Source organism: Pseudomonas sp. Y24-6 (assembly GCF_020295325.1).
Taxonomy (GTDB): domain Bacteria; phylum Pseudomonadota; class Gammaproteobacteria; order Pseudomonadales; family Pseudomonadaceae; genus Aquipseudomonas; species Aquipseudomonas gregormendelii.
On the sequence record NZ_JACBXG010000007.1, the window covers coordinates 209,941 to 228,916 of the forward strand.

Annotated in this window: 14 protein-coding genes; 4 read left to right on the plus strand and 10 right to left on the minus strand. The window is 60.7% G+C overall.

The window, feature by feature from the left end:
- Window positions 1-65: 65 nt before the first annotated feature.
- The 10 genes from HYI44_RS15670 to HYI44_RS15715 all read right to left on the minus strand — a co-directional run bounded on the left by HYI44_RS15670 (window position 66) and on the right by HYI44_RS15715 (window position 15,399).
- A complete protein-coding gene (locus HYI44_RS15670; RefSeq protein ID WP_225569815.1) occupies window positions 66-2,147 on the minus strand; it encodes a putative bifunctional diguanylate cyclase/phosphodiesterase in 2,082 nt (693 codons plus the stop codon).
- A 270-nt stretch (window positions 2,148-2,417) separates the two neighbouring features.
- Window positions 2,418-3,896 carry an efflux transporter outer membrane subunit gene (locus tag HYI44_RS15675; protein ID WP_225569816.1) on the minus strand — a complete coding sequence of 493 codons (1,479 nt, stop codon included), beginning with the start codon at window positions 3,894-3,896 and terminating at the stop codon, window positions 2,418-2,420.
- The gene (locus HYI44_RS15680; RefSeq protein WP_225569817.1) at window positions 3,893-7,000 is read right to left on the minus strand and encodes an efflux RND transporter permease subunit; all 3,108 of its coding nucleotides are present in this window, start codon (window positions 6,998-7,000) and stop codon (window positions 3,893-3,895) included. Before HYI44_RS15680 ends, HYI44_RS15675 begins: the two co-directional genes overlap by 4 nt.
- Entirely contained in the window at window positions 6,997-10,101 is a 3,105-nt protein-coding gene (locus HYI44_RS15685) for an MdtB/MuxB family multidrug efflux RND transporter permease subunit (RefSeq protein WP_225569818.1), read from the minus strand. Before HYI44_RS15685 ends, HYI44_RS15680 begins: the two co-directional genes overlap by 4 nt.
- Window positions 10,098-11,408: an MdtA/MuxA family multidrug efflux RND transporter periplasmic adaptor subunit gene (locus HYI44_RS15690; protein ID WP_225569819.1), complete on the minus strand. Its 1,311-nt coding sequence runs from the start codon at window positions 11,406-11,408 to the stop codon at window positions 10,098-10,100. The genes HYI44_RS15685 and HYI44_RS15690 overlap by 4 nt, the downstream gene beginning before the upstream one ends.
- A 184-nt stretch (window positions 11,409-11,592) precedes the next feature.
- Window positions 11,593-12,093: a thiol peroxidase gene (tpx, locus tag HYI44_RS15695; RefSeq protein WP_045058627.1), complete on the minus strand. Its 501-nt coding sequence runs from the start codon at window positions 12,091-12,093 to the stop codon at window positions 11,593-11,595.
- Window positions 12,094-12,689: 596 nt separating this feature from the next.
- Window positions 12,690-13,361 carry a DUF3313 domain-containing protein gene (locus HYI44_RS15700; RefSeq protein WP_225569820.1) on the minus strand — a complete coding sequence of 224 codons (672 nt, stop codon included), beginning with the start codon at window positions 13,359-13,361 and terminating at the stop codon, window positions 12,690-12,692.
- 415 nt (window positions 13,362-13,776) lie between these two features.
- The gene (locus HYI44_RS15705; protein WP_122839734.1) at window positions 13,777-14,271 is read right to left on the minus strand and encodes a hypothetical protein; all 495 of its coding nucleotides are present in this window, start codon (window positions 14,269-14,271) and stop codon (window positions 13,777-13,779) included.
- 108 nt (window positions 14,272-14,379) lie between these two features.
- Entirely contained in the window at window positions 14,380-14,901 is a 522-nt protein-coding gene (locus tag HYI44_RS15710) for a GNAT family N-acetyltransferase (protein WP_225569821.1), read from the minus strand.
- A gap of 57 nt (window positions 14,902-14,958) precedes the next feature.
- Entirely contained in the window at window positions 14,959-15,399 is a 441-nt protein-coding gene (locus tag HYI44_RS15715; protein ID WP_225569822.1) for a carboxymuconolactone decarboxylase family protein, read from the minus strand.
- 206 nt (window positions 15,400-15,605) lie between these two features.
- Between HYI44_RS15715 and HYI44_RS15720 the strand changes: the two genes are divergently transcribed.
- The 4 genes from HYI44_RS15720 (at window position 15,606) to HYI44_RS15735 (ending at window position 18,906) form a co-directional block, all read left to right on the plus strand.
- Window positions 15,606-17,039 (plus strand): PLP-dependent aminotransferase family protein, encoded by a 1,434-nt coding sequence (locus HYI44_RS15720; RefSeq protein WP_225569823.1) that lies wholly within the window; start codon window positions 15,606-15,608, stop codon window positions 17,037-17,039.
- A gap of 124 nt (window positions 17,040-17,163) precedes the next feature.
- Complete coding sequence (locus HYI44_RS15725; protein ID WP_122839730.1) at window positions 17,164-17,457, plus strand: antibiotic biosynthesis monooxygenase family protein; 294 nt, start codon at window positions 17,164-17,166, stop codon at window positions 17,455-17,457.
- Between the two features lie 97 nt (window positions 17,458-17,554).
- Window positions 17,555-17,971 carry a cupin domain-containing protein gene (locus HYI44_RS15730; RefSeq protein WP_225569824.1) on the plus strand — a complete coding sequence of 139 codons (417 nt, stop codon included), beginning with the start codon at window positions 17,555-17,557 and terminating at the stop codon, window positions 17,969-17,971.
- Window positions 17,972-18,195: 224 nt separating this feature from the next.
- Window positions 18,196-18,906: an ATPase gene (locus tag HYI44_RS15735; RefSeq protein WP_201148126.1), complete on the plus strand. Its 711-nt coding sequence runs from the start codon at window positions 18,196-18,198 to the stop codon at window positions 18,904-18,906.
- The last annotated feature ends 70 nt before the right edge of the window (window positions 18,907-18,976 follow it).

Here is an 18,976-nt window from a genome sequence, read left to right on the forward strand (position 1 = left end):
CCTGCTATCCCATGCCATTAGCTGTGGGAGCAAGGCTTGCTCGCGATGAACGATGACGCGGTCCATCAGACCGCCGCTATCTGCTCCCCACGAACAATATCCATCATGAAGCGCTCGGCCGGCAGCGGATGGCCGAGCAGATACCCTTGCAACGAGTCACAGCCCAACTGCGTCAGGAAGTCCTGCTGCACGTCAGTCTCCACCCCCTCCGCCACTATCCGCAGGCCCAGTGCCTGTCCCAGGGCGACGATGGCCGAAACGATGGCGGCGTCATCACTGTCGCGCTCCAGATCACGAACGAATCCGCGGTCGATCTTCAACTCGTTGGCGGGCAGGCGCTTGAGGTACATCAGGCTGGAATAGCCGGTACCGAAGTCATCGATAGACAGGTCCACGCCCATGTCCGACAGCGCCTGCAGTACCGTCATGCTCGCATCGGCGTCGCTCATGGCCGTGGTTTCGGTGATTTCCAGCGTCAGGCTGTTGGCCGGCAGATGGTGAGTCGCCAGGGCCTTGGCGACACTCTGGACCAGGCCGGTATGGCAGAACTGCAACGCCGAAAGATTCACCGCAATGCGCCAGTCGGTGTACCCCAGCACATACCACTCGCGCATCTGCCGGCAGGCTTCATTGAGCACCCATTCGCCGATCGGAATGATCAGTCCCGTCTTTTCCGCCAGCTCGATGAACTTGTCCGGCAGGAGCATGCCCTGGGTCGGATGCACCCAGCGCAACAACGCCTCGGCACCGACCGGACGGCCATTGGCGGCATCGAACTTGGGTTGGTAATAAAGACTGAATTGCTGTTGCTCCAGTGCCGCGCGCAGGTCCTGCAACAGCTGCAGTTGCTTTCGCGCGTTACTGTTCATTGAAGCGTCAAAGAAGCTGTAGCCATTCTTGCCGGTGCCCTTGGCGTGATACATCGCGGCATCGGCGTTCATCAGCAATTCCTGGGCGGTTTCACCATTGCCCGGATACACCGCAATGCCGACGCTGGCGGATATCTGCAGGTCATGTTCGGCGACGCGGAAAGAGCGCGCAATCAAGCCGACCTGGCGCGCGGCCAGATTCAGCGCGTCATCCTGCTCGGCCAGTTGCACCAGCAAGACGAACTCGTCACCGCCGATTCGCGCCAGGGTGTCCTGACTGCGCAGATCCACCCGCAGGCGCTGGGCGACTTCCCGCAACAACTGATCGCCCATATGGTGACCGAATGCATCATTGACCGGTTTAAAACCGTCCAGATCGATGAACATCAGCGCAAAACAGCCGCCCTGTTCGCGCACCACCAGCATCGCCTGGTCGATGCGATCGGCGAGCAGCACCCTGTTCGGCAACCCGGTCAATGGATCATGCAGGGCCAGTTGGGTCAGTTCTCGATTGGCCTCGGTCAGTGATTGGGCCAGATGCGCCGTTCGCGCTTCCATCCGCGCGTCGAGAATCGAAGTCAGCAAGGCGATGGTCAGCACCGCCAGGGTGGTAATCAGCACCAGGTTGTCCAGCCCGCTCCCGCTCAGGCCGCTGGACGCAGCACCGCAAAAGCTGCCGTCGGGAAAGCGCGCCGCAGCCATCCCGGTATAGTGCATGCCGACAATCGCGATGCCCATGATCACTGCCGCACCGGCGCGCATCAGTGCAACGTGGGGCGTGTGTTGACGCAGCCGGAAAGCGATCCATAAAGCCGCGCCCGAGGCACCTACCGCGATCAACAGCGAGGCACTGAACAGCGCGGGATCGTAATCGATGCCCGGTTGCATGCGCATGGCCGCCATGCCGGTGTAGTGCATGGCGCTGATCCCGCTGCCCATGGCCAGCGCGCCGAACAGCAGCTGCCAGGCCGGTAGTCGGGGCTGGCTGACCAGCCACAGGGCGAAGCCACAGGACAGCATCGCAATCAGCAACGACAGCAGGGTCAGCGTGACGTCGTAGCCCAGGTCTATGGGCAGGGTGAACGCCAGCATGCCGATAAAATGCATCGACCATACGCCTACACCCATGGCAAAGGCGCCGCCAGCCGTCCACAACGCAACCGCATGGCCCTTGGCCGTGGCAATACGTTCGGTGAGGTTGAGCGCAGTGTAGGAAGCGAGAATCGCGACGAACAGGGAAATGATAACCAGCGTGGGGGAATAGCTACCAATAAGCATCGGAGTTCTCGAAATGACCCGTATTGCTTCCCTGCTCGGCGGTGTTGAAGTCGGCGATTGTACGGGTTCTCAAGAGGAACGCACTGAGAAAATTAGCAAAAGGCCATCAAGCCGATGAAACGCTTGTTTGAACAGTTAAACGGTGGGGTAATACCCTTATCTGTAGGAGCGAGCTTGCTCGCGATGGACGCTAACGGCGACGCGTTTTGCCTGGAATAACGCGGTGTTCTGAGGTCCATCGCGAGCAATCTCGCTCCTGCAGGAGGGGCGCTATTGTGCATTCTGCTCCAGCTGCCCATCCCAACCACCGCCCAGCGCTGCAATCAACTGCACGCTGGCGATCAACCGGCTCTGCAACAGGCTGAGCATGCTGCGTTCATTGCTCAGTGCCGTCGCCTGCACAACCACCACGTCAATATAGGCAATCAACCCCGCCTTGTACTGGTTCTGGGTCAGGCGCAGGGAATCCCGGGCCGCATCCAGCGCCTGCTGGCGCACTTCGGATTCGTCTTCCAGCACCTTCAACTGGACCAGATAGTTCTCCACTTCACGGAAGCCGTCGAGTACGGTCTGGCGATAATTGGCCACGGTTTCATCGTAGGCGGCTTCGCTGCGGTCCACTTCAGCCGAGCGTTGGCCGCCGTCGAACAGGGTCATGGCCAGTTGGGGGCCGACGGACCAGAAGCGATTCGGCACGCTTATCCAGTTGGAAGAGGTGCTGCTGCTGTAGCCGCCGTTGAGGCTCAGTGTCAGGTCCGGGTAATACGCCGCCTTGGCCACGCCGATGTTGGCATTGGCCGCCATCACCGAGCGCTCGGCCGAGGCAATGTCCGGCCGCCGTTCCAGCAGTTGTGAAGGCAGGTTCAGCGGCACCTCGGGCAAGGTCGGGATATCACGGGATTCGGCCAGGTTGAACTGTGCTGGCGGCAAGCCGACCAGCACTGCAATGGCATTTTCGAACTGCGCGCGCTGCCAGATCAGGTCGACCATGTCGGCCTGGGTGCTCTTGAGCTGGGTCTGCGCCTGGGCCACTGCATCCTTGCCGGAGACTCCGGCGCGGTACTGGTTTTGTGTCATCTTCAGCGAGCGCTCGTAGGCTTCCACCGTCGCTTGCAGCAGGCGTTTTTGTTCGTCGATGACCCGCAACTGCAGGTAGTTCTGCACCAGTTCCGATTGCTGGCTCAGGCGCATGGCCGCCAGGTCGGCATAACTCGCCTGGGCATTGGCGGTGTCGGCTTCCAGGCCGCGGCGTAGCTTGCCCCAGACGTCAGCCTCCCAGCTCACCCCGGCCTGCGCCGTGTAAGTGTCACGGATGCCACTGGAAGAACTGCTCAGGCTGGAACTGCTGCTGCCGGTGCCCTGGCTGGAGCGGTTCTTGCCCACGGTCAGGTCCACCGTCGGAAAAAATGCGCCACGGGCGCTGCGCACCAGGGCCTGGGCCTGGCGGTACTGGGCTTCGGACTGGGCGACGGTCTGGTTGGCGCTGTTGAGTTTGTCGATCAGGCCGTTGAGCTGCTGATCGCCATACAACTCCCACCAGGCTCCGCGCGCCAGCGAATCGCTGGGGTTGGCCTGACGCCAGCCGGCCGCTTCCTTGTACTGCACCGGGGCCGCCGCTTGCGGGCGCTGGTAATCCGGGCCGATGGCGCAAGCACTGAGCAATGACACGCACAGTGCCAGGCTCAGCAGGCGCGAGCCACGAGCCGGGACCAGGGGGGCGGCCAGGGTGAAAAGCGAACGGTCAGTCATAGCGGAGTTTCCAGAGCAGCATCGGTACGCACCCCACGCCAGTGGTTGAAGCGATGGCGCAGTTTGTCGAGATAGAGGTAGACCACCGGGGTGGTGTAAAGGGTCAGCACCTGGCTGAAGATCAGCCCGCCAATAATCGTCAGGCCCAACGGCTGGCGCATTTCGGCCCCTTCGGCGCGACTCAGCAGCAAGGGCAATGCCCCGAGAATCGCGGCCAGGGTGGTCATCAGGATGGGCCGCAGACGCTGCAGGCAGGCGCTGCGAATCGATTCCAGCGGCGCCAGGCCCTGATGCCGCTCGAGCTGCAAGGCCAGGTCGATCATCAGGATGGCGTTCTTCTTCACCACACCAATCAGCAGGAACAGCCCCAACAGCGAGATCAGGCTGAATTCGCCGCCCAGCACATAGATCGACAGCAACGCGCCGACCCCGGCAGACGGCAAGGTCGAGAGGATGGTCAGTGGATGTATGTAGCTTTCATAGAGCACGCCCAGCACCAGGTACACCGCGACCAGCGCGCCAAGGATCATCCATGGCTGGCTCTTCTGCGTGGCAGCGAACGCGTCAGCAGTCCCGGCGACTTTGACGATCACGTCTTCCGGCATGCCCAGCCGCGCAATCGCCCGCTCGATGGCGGCGGTCCCCTGCTCCACCGTCACGCCTTCGGCCATGTCGAAGGAGATGCTCTCGGAGGCGAACTGGCCCTCGTGGCTGACCCGGTCGTCTTCCAGGCTGTTTTCGTAATGGGCAATGGTCGACAGCGGAACCCGTGCACCGTCGGCAGTAATGACCTGCACCTGCTTGAGGGTAATCGGGTCCTGGGCGTACTTCTGGTTGACCTCCATCACCACCTGATACTGGTTCAGGCTGTCGTAGATGGTCGAGATCTGCCGCTGGCTGTAGGCGTTGTTGAGCACCGAAGTGACCATATTCATGTCGATGCCCAGGCGTTTGGCCTGATCGCGGTCGACAATCAGCGTGACTTGCTGAGCGCCGCGGCCTTCACGGGCGTCGATGGCCGTCAGTTCGGGCAAAGCCTTCAGCGCGGTCACGACCTTCGGGTACCACTCACGCAATGAGCCCAGGTCCGCGCTTTGCAGGATGTAGGAGTATTGTGAGGTGGTCTGCTCGCGGCCACCGCCGAATTGCAAATCCTGGTCCGCCATCAGCATCAGTTGCGCACCGGGAACCTTGGGCATCTCCTTGCGCAGGCGCTCGATGACCTTCTGGGCAGAGATGTTGCGCTCCTTGATCGGTTTGAGGCGCACCAGCATGAAGGCGTTGTTGGTGCCGTTGGTGCCGCCGATGAAGCCGGCAACGCTCTCAACGGCGGGGTCTTTCAATACTGCACGACGGAAAACCTCCATCTTGGGCTGCATCACGGTGAATGACAGCCCGTCATCCCCGCGCACGAATCCGATCAGCTGACCGGTATCCTGCTGCGGCATAAACGTTTTAGGAACAACAATATAAAGCGCAATGTTAACGCCGATTGTCACGAACAGACTGAGCAGTGTCAGGCGCCGATGGCGCAGCACCCAGTCGAGGCTGGTGGCGTACTTGGCGACCATCCAGTCGTTGGTCCGGCGGCTGACGCGCTGCAGGCGGTTCTCCTGGCCCGGCGTATGGGGCTTGAGCCAGCGGGCGCAGAGCATTGGCGTGAGGGTCAGCGAAACCACCAGCGAGACCACGATGGACGCCGCCAGGGTGATGGAAAATTCGCGGAACAGGCTTTCAATGATGCCGCCCATGAACAGGATCGACAGGAACACTGCCACCAGCGAGACGTTCATCGATAACAAAGTGAAACCGACCTCTTCGGCCCCCAGATAAGCGGCCTTCATCGGCGGCACACCCTCGTCGATGTGCCGGGAAATGTTCTCCAGCACCACGATGGCGTCGTCCACCACCAGCCCGGTCGCCAGGATCAGCGCCATCAGCGACAGGTTGTTCAGGGAGAACCCGTAGAGGTACATCACCGCAAACGTACCGACCAGCGACACCGGCACTGCCAGGGTCGGAATCAGCGAGGCACGGAAGTTGCCGAGAAACAGGAACACCACCAGGATCACCAGCGCCACGGCGATCAGCAGGGTCATTTCCGCTTCATGCAGGGTGGCCTTGATCACCGGCGAACGGTCCATGGCCAGGTTCAGCTTGACGCTGGCCGGCAGCACGGCCTGCAACGCGGGCAGCTGGGCCTTGATTTCGTTGACGGTCTCGATGATGTTGGCGCCGGCCTGGCGGTTGATGACCAGCAGCACTGCGGCGTCGTCGTTGAAAAAGCCGCTGTTGTAGCGGTCTTCGACACCATCGCTGACCTTGGCCACATCCTTGAGGCGCAATGCCGCGCCGTCGGCGTAGTGAATGATCAGCGACTCGTAGTCCTTGGCCTTTTCCAGCTGGTCGTTGGCCTGGATCTGCCACAGCCGCTCGCCGTCCTCGACCGCGCCCTTGGGCCGGCGCACGTTGGCATTGGCAATGGCCGTGCGCACATCATCGAGGGCCACGCCGTACTGGTTGAGCGCCTGGGGTTCGAGCTCGATGCGCACCGCAGGCAGGGAACTGCCGCCGATCTGCACTTCGCCCACGCCCTGCACCTGCGACAGGCTCTGGGACAGAATGGTCGAGGCCAGGTCGTACAGCTGGCCCTTCTCCAGCACATCCGAGGTCAGGGAAAGCACCATGATCGGCGCCTGGGACGGGTTGACCTTCTTGTAGGTCGGCATACTGCGCATGCCGCTGGGCAACAAGTTGCGCGACGCGTTGATCGCCGCCTGCACTTCCCGCGCGGCGCCGTTGATATCGCGGTCGAGGTCAAATTGCAGGATCACCCGTGTCGAGCCCTGGCTGGATCGGCTGCTCATGGTGTTGACCCCGGCAATCGCCCCGAACGAACGTTCCAGCGGCGTGGCCACGGTCGACGCCATGACCTCGGGACTGGCACCTGGAAGGCTGGCCTGGACCACGATCACCGGGAAATCCATTTGCGGCAGCGGCGATACCGGCAACAGGCCGAAGCTCACGCCGCCCAGCAACATGATCGCCAGGCTCAACAGCATGGTGGCGACCGGCCGCTTGATGAAAGGTCCGGACAGGTTCATGGCTGCTCTACCGCTTCCACGGGTTCGGATTTATGGTCCCAACGACGACCCAGACGATCAAAATAGAGGTAGATGACCGGGGTGGTAAACAAGGTCAGTACCTGGCTCACCAGCAACCCGCCCACCATCACCAGTCCCAGGGGCTGGCGCAGTTCCGCGCCGGAGCCGGTGGCCAGCATCAGCGGTACCGCACCGAACAAGGCTGCCAGGGTGGTCATCAGGATCGGCCGAAAGCGCAGCAAGGCCGCCTGGTAGATCGCCGTTTCCGGGTCCAGCCCCTGATTACGTTCGGCGTCGAGGGCGAAGTCGATCATCATGATCGCGTTCTTCTTGACGATACCGATCAGCAGGATGATGCCGATGATCGCGATCATGCCCAGGTCATTGCCACTCAACAGCAACGCCAGCAAGGCGCCCACTGCGGCCGAGGGTAAGGTAGAGAGGATGGTGATCGGGTGGATGTAGCTCTCGTAAAGCACGCCCAGCACGATGTACATGGTCACCACCGCCGCGAGGATCAGCAGCAACGTGCTCGACAACGACGCCTGGAACGCTTCGGCCGCGCCCTGGAACTGGGTCTGCACGCCCAGCGGCATGCCAATGTCCTGCTGCACCTGTTCGATGATGTCCACCGCATGGCCCAGCGCCACGCCGGGAGCCAGGTTGAACGACATCATCACCGCCGGGAACTGGCCAATGTGGGTGATTGCCAGCTGAGCCTGACGTTGCTCGATGTGGGCCAGGCTGGACAGGCGCACCTGGCCGCCATCGGTGGTCTTGACGTGGATCTGGTTCAAGGCATCCGGGCCGATTTTCTCTCCCGACTGCGCCTGCAGCACCACGCGGTACTGGCTGGCCTGGGTATAGATGGTAGAGATCTGTCGCTGGCCGAACGCGTCATACAGGGCGTCGGTGATATTCGCTACCGAGACCCCTACCCGGGACGCCGCGTCGCGGTCGATCACCAGGTAGACCTGCAGGCCCTTGTCCTGCAAGTCGCTGGCCACGTCCGTCAGCTCGGGTCGCTGGGCCAGGGCCTCGACCAGACGGCCGCTCCACAGGCTGAGCAACTCCGAGTCCGGGGACGACATGCTGAACTGGTACTGCGTGCGGCTGACCCGATCCTCGATGGTCAGGTCCTGCACCGGCTGCATGAACAGGCGAATACCGACCAGTTTGTCTACTTCGGGTTGCAGGCGGGCGATGATTTCGCTGGCGCTCAGGTCCCGGGCGCTGTGAGGCTTGAGGTTGATCAGCAGGCGCCCGCTGTTGAGCGTCGAGTTGTCGCCATCGACGCCAATGTAGGACGACAGGCTTTCCACCGCCGGGTCAGCCAGGATGATTTTCGCCAGGTCCTGCTGACGCTGGCTCATGGCCGCAAAGGAAATCGACTGCGGGGCCTCGGAGATGCCCTGGATCACCCCGGTGTCCTGCACCGGAAAAAAACCCTTGGGCACGATCATGTACAGGAACACCGTCAGCGCCAGAGTGCCGATCGCCACCAGCAGCGTCAGCGGCTGATGCTTGAGCACCCACTGCAACTTGCGTCCATAAGCGGCGATCATCCAGTCGATGACGGCGCCACTGGCACGATAGAAACGCCCCTGCTCTTTTTCTTCGGGCTCGCGCTTGAGCAGCCGCGCGCACATCATCGGCGTCAGGGTCAGGGACACGACCAGAGAAATCAGGATGGCCACCGCCAGGGTGATGGCGAACTCGCGGAACAGGCGCCCTACCACGTCGGCCATGAACAACAACGGAATCAGTACGGCAATCAGCGACAGCGTCAGGGAAATCAGGGTGAAACCGATCTGCCTGGCGCCCTTGAGCGCGGCGTTCAACGGGGTTTCGCCTTCTTCGATATAGCGGGAAATGTTTTCCAGCATCACGATCGCATCGTCCACCACAAACCCGGTGGCGATGGTCAGGGCCATCAGGGTCAGGTTGTTGACCGAGAACCCGGCGAGGTACATCACGCCAAAGGTGCCGATCAGCGACAGCGGCACGGCCACCGAGGGGATGATGGTGGCGCTGGCACGACGCAGGAACAGGAACGTGACCATGACTACCAGGGCAATGGCGATCAGCAGTTCGTGCTGCACGTCCGTCACCGAGGCGCGGATGGTCTGGGTGCGGTCGGTGAGCACTGTAACCTCGAGGCCGGCCGGCAGGTTGTCGGTGATGCTCGGCAGCAGCGCCTTGATCCGGTCCACTACTTCGATGACGTTGGCCCCGGGCTGGCGCTGGATATTAAGCAGCACCGCCTGGTTTTCATTGGCCCACGCGGCCAGCCGTTCGTTCTCGGCACCGTCGACGATCTCTGCCACGTCCTTGAGCCGCAACGGCGCGCCGTTGGCGTACGCGAGGATCAGGTTGGCGTAGTCCGCGGGCGACGTCAGCTGGTCGTTGGCATCGAGCATCGACACCCGGGTCGGGCCGTCGAAGTTGCCTTTGGGCTGGTTGACGTTGGACGCGCCGATCAGGGTGCGTACGTCGGCCAGGTTCAGGCCGTTGGCCGCCAGGGCCTCCGGGTTGACCTTGATCCGCACCGCCTGGCGCTGGCCGCCGGCGATGCTGACCATGCCGACCCCGCTGATCTGGGCGATTTTCTGCGCCATGCGCGTATCGACCAGGTCATTGAGCTTGGGCAGCAACATGGTCTTGGAGGTGATCGCCAGGGTCAGCACCGGGGTGTCCGCCGGGTTGACCTTGTTGTACACCGGTGGTGCCGGCAGATCGCTGGGCAGCAGGTTGGTAGCGGCGTTGATCGCGGCCTGGACCTGTTGCTCGGCGACGTCCATGTTGATATCGAGGCTGAAGCGCAGGGTCAGCACGGAGGCGCCGCCGGAACTGGTCGAAGCCATCTGCGTAAGGCCGGGCATCTGCCCGAACTGGCGTTCAAGCGGCGCGGTCACGGCGCTGGTCATGACATCCGGGCTGGCGCCGGGATACAGCGTCATCACGCGAATGGTCGGGTAATCGACCTGAGGCAGCGCCGACACCGGCAGCAAGCGGTAGGCGATAATGCCGGCCAGGATAATGGCCAGCATGCTGAGCGTAGTGGCTACCGGGCGAAGGATAAACAGCCGCGAGATGTTCATGCGCCGCCCTTTTTCGCCTTGTCGGTCGCAGTGCTATCAGGCGTCGACGCCGCCGACTTGCCCTGAAGGTGTTCGGTCGGCGCGGTCGGCACGTCCTTGCTGTCATTGACCACTTCCACTTCACTGCCTTCCTTGAGGCGGTCGGTACCCTCGAGCACCACACGGTCGCCAGCCGCCAGGCCTTCGGTGATCACGGTGTTGTCACCGTCACTGGCACCGACTTTCAACTGGCGAATGGTGACCTTCTTGTCGCCATCGAGTGCGTAGACGAAGGTGCCATTGGTGCCAAACTGAATCGCCGCCGAAGGTGCCAGCACGACATTTTTCAGGGTGTCGGCCAACAGGTGGACGTTGACGAACTGGTTGGGAAACAGCGACTGGTCGCGGTTGTCGTAGCGGGCCTTGAATTTCAGGGTGCCGGTGGTCACGTCGATCTGGTTGTCGAGGCTCTGCAGCACGCCGGTCGCCTGCAGTTTGGTGTCCCCCCGGTCCCAGGCTTCAGCAGGTAATTTGGCCCCCGAACGATAACGCTCCAGCACCACGCTCAGGTTGTTTTCCGGCAAGGTGAAGGCGACGCTGATCGGTTGGGTTTGGGTGATGATGGCCAAGGCCGTGGTGTCATTGGCGGCCACCAGGTTGCCGACGTCCAGTTGACGCAAACCTACACGGCCGGCGATCGGTGCACGAATTTTGGTGAATTCAAGATTGAGCTTGGCGTCGTTGACTGCTGCCTGATTGGTCTTGACCGTGCCCTGATACTGGCCCACCAGCGCCTCGGCAGTGTCCAGGGTTTGCTTGGCGATGCTGTCTTCGCGATACAGGCCACGGTAGCGTTCGACATCCACCTGGGCATTTTTCAACTGCGCCTGGTTCTGCAGCAGAGTGCCCTCGGCCTGAAGCAAGGCATTCTGGTATGGACGCGGGTCGATCTCCGCCAGCAGGTCGCCGGCCTTGACCATCTGGCCTTCCTCGAAGGCGATCTTCACCAGCTCGCCGCCGACCCGGCTCCGCACATTGATGGTGTTGAGCGCGGTAACGGTACCCAGCGCCTTGTAGTAAAGGGGGAAATCCCCCTTCACCGCCGGCGCCACCCGCACCGGAATCGGCCCGGTCGCGCCGCCGAACCCCGGCCGCATCCCCCCGGATTTGCCGGTATGCCCGGCCGCAGCTTTCTGCCCTGCAGGCTCTTTCTGGTCGCCTGCGGGCCAGAATTTCCAGCAGACGCCAGCGACGACCAACAGAACTAGCAGGCCGAACAGCCAGCGACGGGGACTACGGGAGGAGGATTGCATTGAATGATCAACCATTGGGCGCGTGGGCTTCTTCTACGGGAGGCTGAACGATAAGCACTGGCGGGTATTAAGCAAAGCGGCTTTACCGGCAATTTACTTTCGGCTTACGTAACAGGATGTTTGTCCAAGACACTGATACAGATACACAAATGAAAACGGCCTGGACAGTGCCAGGCCGTTAACCATTGTAAGCCCGAACTTATTTCAATACAGCAAGCGCCGCTTCGTAATTCGGCTCTTCAGCAATTTCCTTGACCAGCTCGCTGTGCAGGACGTTGTCGTTTTCGTCCAGGACCACCACCGCACGGGCGGTCAGGCCTTTGAGCGGACCGTCGGCAATCGCCACGCCGTAGTTCTCGATGAACTCGGCACCGCGCAGGGTCGACAGGTTCTGCACGTTTTCCAGGCCTTCGGAACCGCAGAAACGCGCCTGGGCGAACGGCAGGTCAGCGGAGATGCACAACACCACGGTGTTGGCCACGTCGTTGGCCTGGGCGTTGAACTTGCGCACGGAGGTGGCGCAGGTCGGGGTGTCGACACTTGGGAAAATGTTCAGCACTTTGCGTTTGCCGGCGAAGCTTGCCAGGGTCACGTCGGACAGATTGCCGGCAACCAGGGAAAAGGCTGGCGCCTTGGAACCGGCTTGTGGCAGTTGGCCGTTGACTTGAACCGGAGAGCCTTTAAGAGTGACTTGAGCCATGAACTGAGTCCTTCTGAACGTTGATGTGGAGATTTTTGAAGAGGCCGAAGTTAACCACGAAATGGGCTGGCGACCTATGCCCGGATACAAATTGTGGTGTATCAACCAGTGTCTCGTAATCGTTGACGTCGAGCGCCTGCACAAGCTGCGCAGGAGCTGTGTAGCAGCTGTCGGGACAGATGGTGCTTGTCACCAAATCCCAGTAGGAGCTGCCGAAGGCTGCGATCTTTTGATCTTGATTATAAAAAACAAGATCAAAAGATCGCCGCCTCGTTTCACTCGGCAGCTCCTACGGGTGAGCCGGGATTCGAAACCGGCATCATGCCAGGCGCTGACACCGCAATCGAGATTCGTCGGGTGCATGCCGCAGAAGATTTCGGCACTGAAGCCACCACTGAATTACCCGAGCAGGAGGTAAGACTGCGGGCCCGGACGGACAGCACTGAGCCCTTTACGGAGGGCATTGCGTGTATTCAGGATGGACGCGTTATCGTTCGCGTCCATCGCCAGCAAGCTGGCTCCTACACGGGCTCGCACACAGTTACCATTGCTGCAGCAACGGACATCCATGCAATCAAGGAAGGCCCCTCCCCACATCACTTCGATTTGAGCTTCAAATAAGACTGATGCAGATCCGCCGCCCAGCCATCGATCACGCCTTTGACGTCATCGGCTTTCATCACCTGGCTATCGTTTTCCAGTGGCTTGCCGCTGCCCTTGCGCACCACTTGTGCCAGCACATGGTTGTTGCCGCCATCGAGAAACACCGCTTCAGTCGCCAGGTCGGTTTCCTGGTCGCGAATACCGCTGGCCGTGCTCACCGCAGCCGCCACCAGGGCAATCGGGATCACTTCATAAGGCTTCAGGCCTTCAGTCTTGCTGCTGACGGCGGTAATGGCGGCGCGCACCACGATCACACCCGGGCCAGGCCCTGCGGCCAGTGGCAAGGACTTGCCAATTTCGCGTTTGAGCGCCTGGTCGTAGTAACCGGTGATGCCATTGAGGGTGGCCTGGGGGATTTTCACCGTCGGCTGCGGCTTCGGATAGAGCTGGGTCGGTTCCACGTACACGCTGGTGTACTTGCTGATATCCAGCTTGGGGTCAACCCAGCGCATCACCGTGGCACCCGACGGCGATTGCGCCTCGCGCAGCTGGCTGTAGTCCTTGAGAAACCCCGAATACTGGTCCGGCTCCACGACTTTGCTGGCACAACCCACCACGCCAATCGAGGCAATGCACAGCGTGCTCATCATTAACACTAACTTCATGCGCAAACTCCTGTAAGTGACCAACGAACATTATGGAAGCAGTGCTACAGGTATAGCCAAAGCCTGGGATAATGCGTTGAAAAATCAGAAAGTTCATCAAGACTGCGGGCGGCTTCACAACTGTTAATTGACACGGGGCCGGGCACCCGGCAAAGCTGCACCGATGTTGCACGCGCGCCTGAAGGCAGTCGCAACATCGCGCCTTTGCAGCAATACCTGATAGAAGTCGGTGAGGGTCGTCTGCAGGCGTTGGGTGTGGCGTGGATTACCTGGAGAACGGTCAGGAACCCAAGGCCCAGGTGCTGCTGCAAGGCTGGAAGAAAATGAACATGGGGGACCCGGCGTTGAAATAACGGCGGGCAGGTTCACTCCCCCAGAGTCAGATCCCACAAGATCAGCTCGTGTGATCTGTCTTTCAGCCGCGCTCGCGGGGGATCAGGCTCTGCAGTTGCTGCGCGAGGAAATTCGCATCGAAGGCAAAGGTATCCGGGTCCTTCAGGCCGTTGGTCTTGCGCCACTGCCAGCTGTTGGAGGGCGGCAGGCAGACCAGCGAAACGCTGCCATAACGGGCAGCCGTCAGGCCCATTACCGCCAGGGAAATCTGCCCGCCCGTACCCATCACATCGGGAACAAACTCCACCGGTTTTCCAGCGATCACGATGCTCAGTTTCTCGGTTTTGAAGTTCGACGTTTCCACCGGAACACTCGGCCCAAATGCGACATAAGGCTCGCGACTGACTTCCAGCAGGTTGGGCGTCTTGACCGGTTCCAGCCACAGCTGGATCTGGTCGAACAACTCGCCTATACGCGTCGCCCACACGGCCGATTGCGCCTCAAACAGTTGCTTCTTGTGCGCTTCGCTATCTGCGTATTGGCGAAGCATCTGACCCAATTGCTGTACGTCGTCCATTGCGGTGTCCTTTGGTTGAAGCAGTACTGCGGACATTGAGCATGGCAGAAGCGAGCCGCCGGCGTACGACTAAACGCGCCAGCGGTGTTTTTTTGCGCTGCCGGCCAATCAGCGGTAGGCGAGCGTGCGACGCAGGCGCGCCATGCTCAAGGTATCCACCAACACCCCGTCACGCACGGCGTAGTCACGAAACAGGCCTTCGGTCTCGAAACCGAATTTGCGGTACAGGCCAATAGCCGCTTCGTTGTCGGCATACACCGAAAGCTCGACCCGCTGCAGGTTCATCCAGTTGTCGGCGATGTCCAGGGCGGCGCTGAGCAATCTCGAGCCCACGCCCTTGCCCTGCCACGCTGACGCGACGCCCATGCCAAAGCTGCCCGCATGGCTGCGACGCACTCGCGAATACTGTTCAAGCCCCAGGTGGCCGATGACCGCACCCTGATGCAGGGCCGCCAGTTTCAGTGCGCGCTCGTTGCCTGCTTCAATGCGCGAGCGCCAGACCTCTACGGACTGATAAGGCATCTGCAGCACCTGGCGCGTGACCGCCGTTTCGTTGTAGAGCGCGGCGACGCCTTCGAGATGGGATTCGTTGAAACGTTCGAGGCTGATGACGGGATCGGTGCCAGACATGGGTGATTCATCCTTGATACAGACATGGTCTCCCACTCTATTACGATCCTGCGCCCATCAACAACTGGGCGTTTGACGGAAACTCACGGCCAGGCGATTCCAACTGTTGATGGTCGTGACGGCAATGGTCAGGTCGACCATTTCAGCCTCACTGAATTGCTCCCGGGCCTGCGCGTAGACGTCATCCGGAACATGGCTTTCAGCGAGCAGCGTGACCGCCTCCGCCCAGGCCAGTGCGGCGCGCTCACGGGGGTTGAAGAAGTCACTGTCGCGCCACACCACGATCGAATACAGCCGCCGATCGGTCTCGCCCAGGCGTCGCGCATCCACCGAGTGCATGTCAGTGCAGAACGCGCAGCCGTTGAGCTGTGAAGCGCGGATCTTGATCAGGTGCAACAACTGCGGTTCGATACTGAGATGGCTGGTAAGAGCCTCCATGGCGATCATGGCTTTCATCGCCTTGGGCGATGCGCTGTAGTAATCCAGGCGGGAATTCATGGCGAGCCTCGCGGGCCGATAGAGTCAGCCTACGGTAGGCGCGCATCGTGGATCGTTACAGCTCCAATCCGGCGAATTAACCGTTGACCACTGCGGCGCCAGGCCAATCTGCGGTTTTTTACCCGCACAACTACTGCAGGTTCGCTCATGCGGGTAATCTTGCGCGATCGCACACGCCCCTGAATCGCCCCCGGAGCCCCGCCGGTATGGAACTTCATGTCGTCATCAACGGCCGCAAGGACCTGGCCGGCCAGTTGTACAAGCAACTGCGCAGCGCCATCGAATCCGGTCGCCTGGCGGCTGGCACCCAGTTGCCGCCCAGCCGCTTGCTGGCAGAGCAACTGGGCATCTCGCGCAAGACCATTTCCGATACCTATGCCCAGCTGACCTACGAGAACTTCCTTACCGGCGTCATCGGCAAAGGTACGTACGTCAACGCCCGCCCGGCCAAAATCACTCGGAAACAGAGCCATTCGGACCTGGCCAGTGCGCAAATCATCGAATCCTGGCGCAGCTTGCCAGTGTTCTTGCGCCACCCGACGCTGGACGGTTCACTGCGCTACGACTTTATTGGTGGCGCCACCAGCAAGGGGCAATTTCCCCAGGACGACTGGCGCAGGTGCACGGCCCACGCCTTGCGCCAGATGTCCGGCTCCAAAGGTTTCTACAGCCAGCCCGAAGGCCTGCCGGCGCTGCGCAATGCCATTGCCCGGCATATCGCTTTTTCCCGCGGGGTCAATTGCCAGGATGACGATGTGGTGGTGTGCAACGGCGCACAACAGGCACTGGACCTGATCTCCCGGGTGCTGACCCGTCCCGGCAGCCTGGTGGCCATGGAGGATCCCGGCTATCCACCGGCGCGCCTGCTGTTTGGCAGCCACGGTGCGACGGTGATCGGCGTGCCAGTGGATAGCGAAGGCATTCAAGTCGACAAGATCCCCGTGGGCACGCGGCTGATCTACGTCACACCCTCCCATCAATTCCCGCTCGGCATCCCCATGAGTACGCAACGTCGGCTGGCGCTGCTGGAGCGCGCTTATGAGCTGGGGGCGATCATCATCGAGGACGATTACGACAGCGAATTCCGCTATGAGGCCCGGCCGACAGACTCGCTGCAAAGCATGGACGAGCGCGGCATCGTGGCTTACGTCGGTACCTTTTCCAAAACCCTGTTGCCGGAGTTGCGCCTGGGTTATGCGATCTTGCCCCCGGCGATCCTCGAAGCGGTGATTCGCGCCAAGCAGCTCACCGACCTGCACACCTCGACCCTGCCCCAGTGGGCGCTTGCCAAGTTCATCGCCGAGGGGTGCCTGCTCAAGCACATCAGGCGTTGCCACACGATCTATGCCGGTCGACGCGAGCGTATTCTCGAACGCGCAGCCACGGACCTTGCCCCCTGGCTCGAAGCGGTGCCTTCCACGGCAGGCTTTCACATGGTGCTGATGTTCAAGGTGCCTATCGATATGCCATTGCTGGTGGAATTGGCGAAAAAAGTCGAAGTCGGGCTGTATCCGATCGAGGGTTTCTACTACCAGCAGGCGCCAAGAGACGGACTGCTCATGGGGTTTGGTGCCATCGAAACCCTGGACATCGACCTGGCCCTGAACCGTTTGCGCGACATTCTGCAGCAGGTCGCCTGATCGATTGGCGTAGGGGTTTATCAGGTGATTGGCTATTGGTGGTCCCGGGGTACAGGCCTATCCTGCCAAGGCGTTTATCCCTCAGTGAGCAGGATTCGTCCGGCCTGATTCAGGAGTGTGAGCAATGTCCACCAAAGTCATCAATACCGTACAGGTGCAGGCTGTTGCCGGCCGCTCCGAAGAGCTTGGCAAGCAACTGCAGAGAATTGTTGAAACCCTGCGCCAGCAACCAGGCTGCGAGTCGTACATGGTCGACCGCTGCCCCGAGGACAGCAACCGCTGGAACGTCAGCGCCCGCTGGCAATCGGAAGCGGCCATGCAGATGCATTTCAACTGCCCTGAAGTACAGGGCTTTATCGGCCTGATCGACAACCAACTGGCCAACGCGGTGGACTTCAACAGTTTCCCCATCCGCTGAGATTGGTCACCTGACCTTCCGGGGAATTGGCTGTTTGCCTGGCCTCACCTGCGCACTAATGTGGGTCCGGACAACCCCATTCTTCCAGGTGATAAACATGAAGACCCTGCGCTTGATCGCTGCTCCCCTTGCGGCACTGGCCCTGACCGTTTCCGCTGCTGCACTGGCCCACGAAGCTGCGCCATCGGAAAAGGTCACGGTGCTGCAAGACCAGATGCTGAAAAACGCGCCCGGCAAAAAAGCCTTGATGATCGAGGTCGATTACCAGCCCGGCCAGGCCTCCATAGCTCACAAGCATGAAGGCACCGCCATGGCCTACGTGCTGTCCGGCGAGATCATCTCGCAGGTCAAAGGCGAACAAGCAGTGTCGTACAAGGCCGGTGAGTACTGGTACGAGCCCGCCGGCTCGGAACACCTGGTCTCGAAAAACGCCAGCGCAACCCAACCTGCGAAACTGTTGGTATTCATGGTGCTGTCTCCGGACGAGAAAGTGTTGATCCCGTTGAAAAACTGATAGCTGAGCGACGATGCATAAATAATCAGGCCCATTTTAATTATTTGGGCCTTTTTATTTCTCCGAGCGATGAGTCGCCAATCTTTGCGCCGAACGAAACTAATGACTGCAGCCGTGGCATCACCGGCGCTATTTCATTAAATGCTGACATGACTAATCTTTGAATGATTGCCGGACGTCGGCGATAAACTTCATGAATCAAGCTGTTTCACTGGAGTAAGACCATGAAATCAGTGCTGATCAGTACACTGGCAATGACGGTTACCCTGACGGGCTGCTCCGTTCCAACTGCACCCGAATCGGTTGCTTCCCTGCATGGGATATTCTCCCAACCGGTAGGCCGCAGCGCTTCCACCAAGGTGCCCAGCGGACCCGACAAATCCGTAGGCATTGTCTACAGTCGCAATACCCAGACCAACCGCGCTTACCTCGATGATTACCGCGCCAGCGCGGGGACGGGCTTCGGCCAGAGCCTGTTGGTGCAGTCAATTCATGACGCCTATGTGGCCAGTTCCACACCGGACAGGGCTGTGGACTGGGTCAAGGCTTCGTTACAGCGCCAGTTTGGCTCGGTGACGCAATACCCGGACATGCAGAGCCTGCGCGCGGCGAAGCCTGATGTGGCAGCAGTCGTTGATGCCCGCAGCCAGTTGATTACCTCGCGCAGTTCGGATGTGGAAGCGGATGTCAGTGCGCACTTCTATGACCGCGACCTTAACTACATCGGCACCGCTCGCGGGTACGACACCAAGTCATTGAGCCCTTTATGGGCCGATTACAAGCGCAGCGAAGAGATAGTTGCGGATATCAACGAGCAGCAGGAAGTGCAGGTTCGGGCATTGCAGAAGTTTGACCAGTCGCTCAGTAATTTATTGACCGGACCGACAAGTAGTGTCTCGATGATTGATGATAATACAAGCGGTAAGTTGTATTGAGTCTAATGGCCCCTTCGCGGGCAAGCCCGCTCCCACAGGGTTCGGTGTAGTGTGGAGATTATGTGCCCAA

Coding starts and splice junctions, on each gene's coding strand:
- HYI44_RS15720 (WP_225569823.1), top strand. CDS start 15,606: ATGGAACTTCATGTCGTCATCAACGGCCGCAAGGACCTGGCCGGCCAG.
- HYI44_RS15730 (WP_225569824.1), top strand. CDS start 17,555: ATGAAGACCCTGCGCTTGATCGCTGCTCCCCTTGCGGCACTGGCCCTG.
- HYI44_RS15715 (WP_225569822.1), bottom strand. CDS start 15,399: ATGAATTCCCGCCTGGATTACTACAGCGCATCGCCCAAGGCGATGAAA.
- HYI44_RS15735 (WP_201148126.1), top strand. CDS start 18,196: ATGAAATCAGTGCTGATCAGTACACTGGCAATGACGGTTACCCTGACG.
- HYI44_RS15670 (WP_225569815.1), bottom strand. CDS start 2,147: ATGCTTATTGGTAGCTATTCCCCCACGCTGGTTATCATTTCCCTGTTC.
- HYI44_RS15680 (WP_225569817.1), bottom strand. CDS start 7,000: ATGAACCTGTCCGGACCTTTCATCAAGCGGCCGGTCGCCACCATGCTG.
- HYI44_RS15725 (WP_122839730.1), top strand. CDS start 17,164: ATGTCCACCAAAGTCATCAATACCGTACAGGTGCAGGCTGTTGCCGGC.
- HYI44_RS15675 (WP_225569816.1), bottom strand. CDS start 3,896: ATGACTGACCGTTCGCTTTTCACCCTGGCCGCCCCCCTGGTCCCGGCT.
- tpx (WP_045058627.1), bottom strand. CDS start 12,093: ATGGCTCAAGTCACTCTTAAAGGCTCTCCGGTTCAAGTCAACGGCCAA.
- HYI44_RS15700 (WP_225569820.1), bottom strand. CDS start 13,361: ATGAAGTTAGTGTTAATGATGAGCACGCTGTGCATTGCCTCGATTGGC.
- HYI44_RS15690 (WP_225569819.1), bottom strand. CDS start 11,408: ATGGTTGATCATTCAATGCAATCCTCCTCCCGTAGTCCCCGTCGCTGG.
- HYI44_RS15685 (WP_225569818.1), bottom strand. CDS start 10,101: ATGAACATCTCGCGGCTGTTTATCCTTCGCCCGGTAGCCACTACGCTC.
- HYI44_RS15710 (WP_225569821.1), bottom strand. CDS start 14,901: ATGTCTGGCACCGATCCCGTCATCAGCCTCGAACGTTTCAACGAATCC.
- HYI44_RS15705 (WP_122839734.1), bottom strand. CDS start 14,271: ATGGACGACGTACAGCAATTGGGTCAGATGCTTCGCCAATACGCAGAT.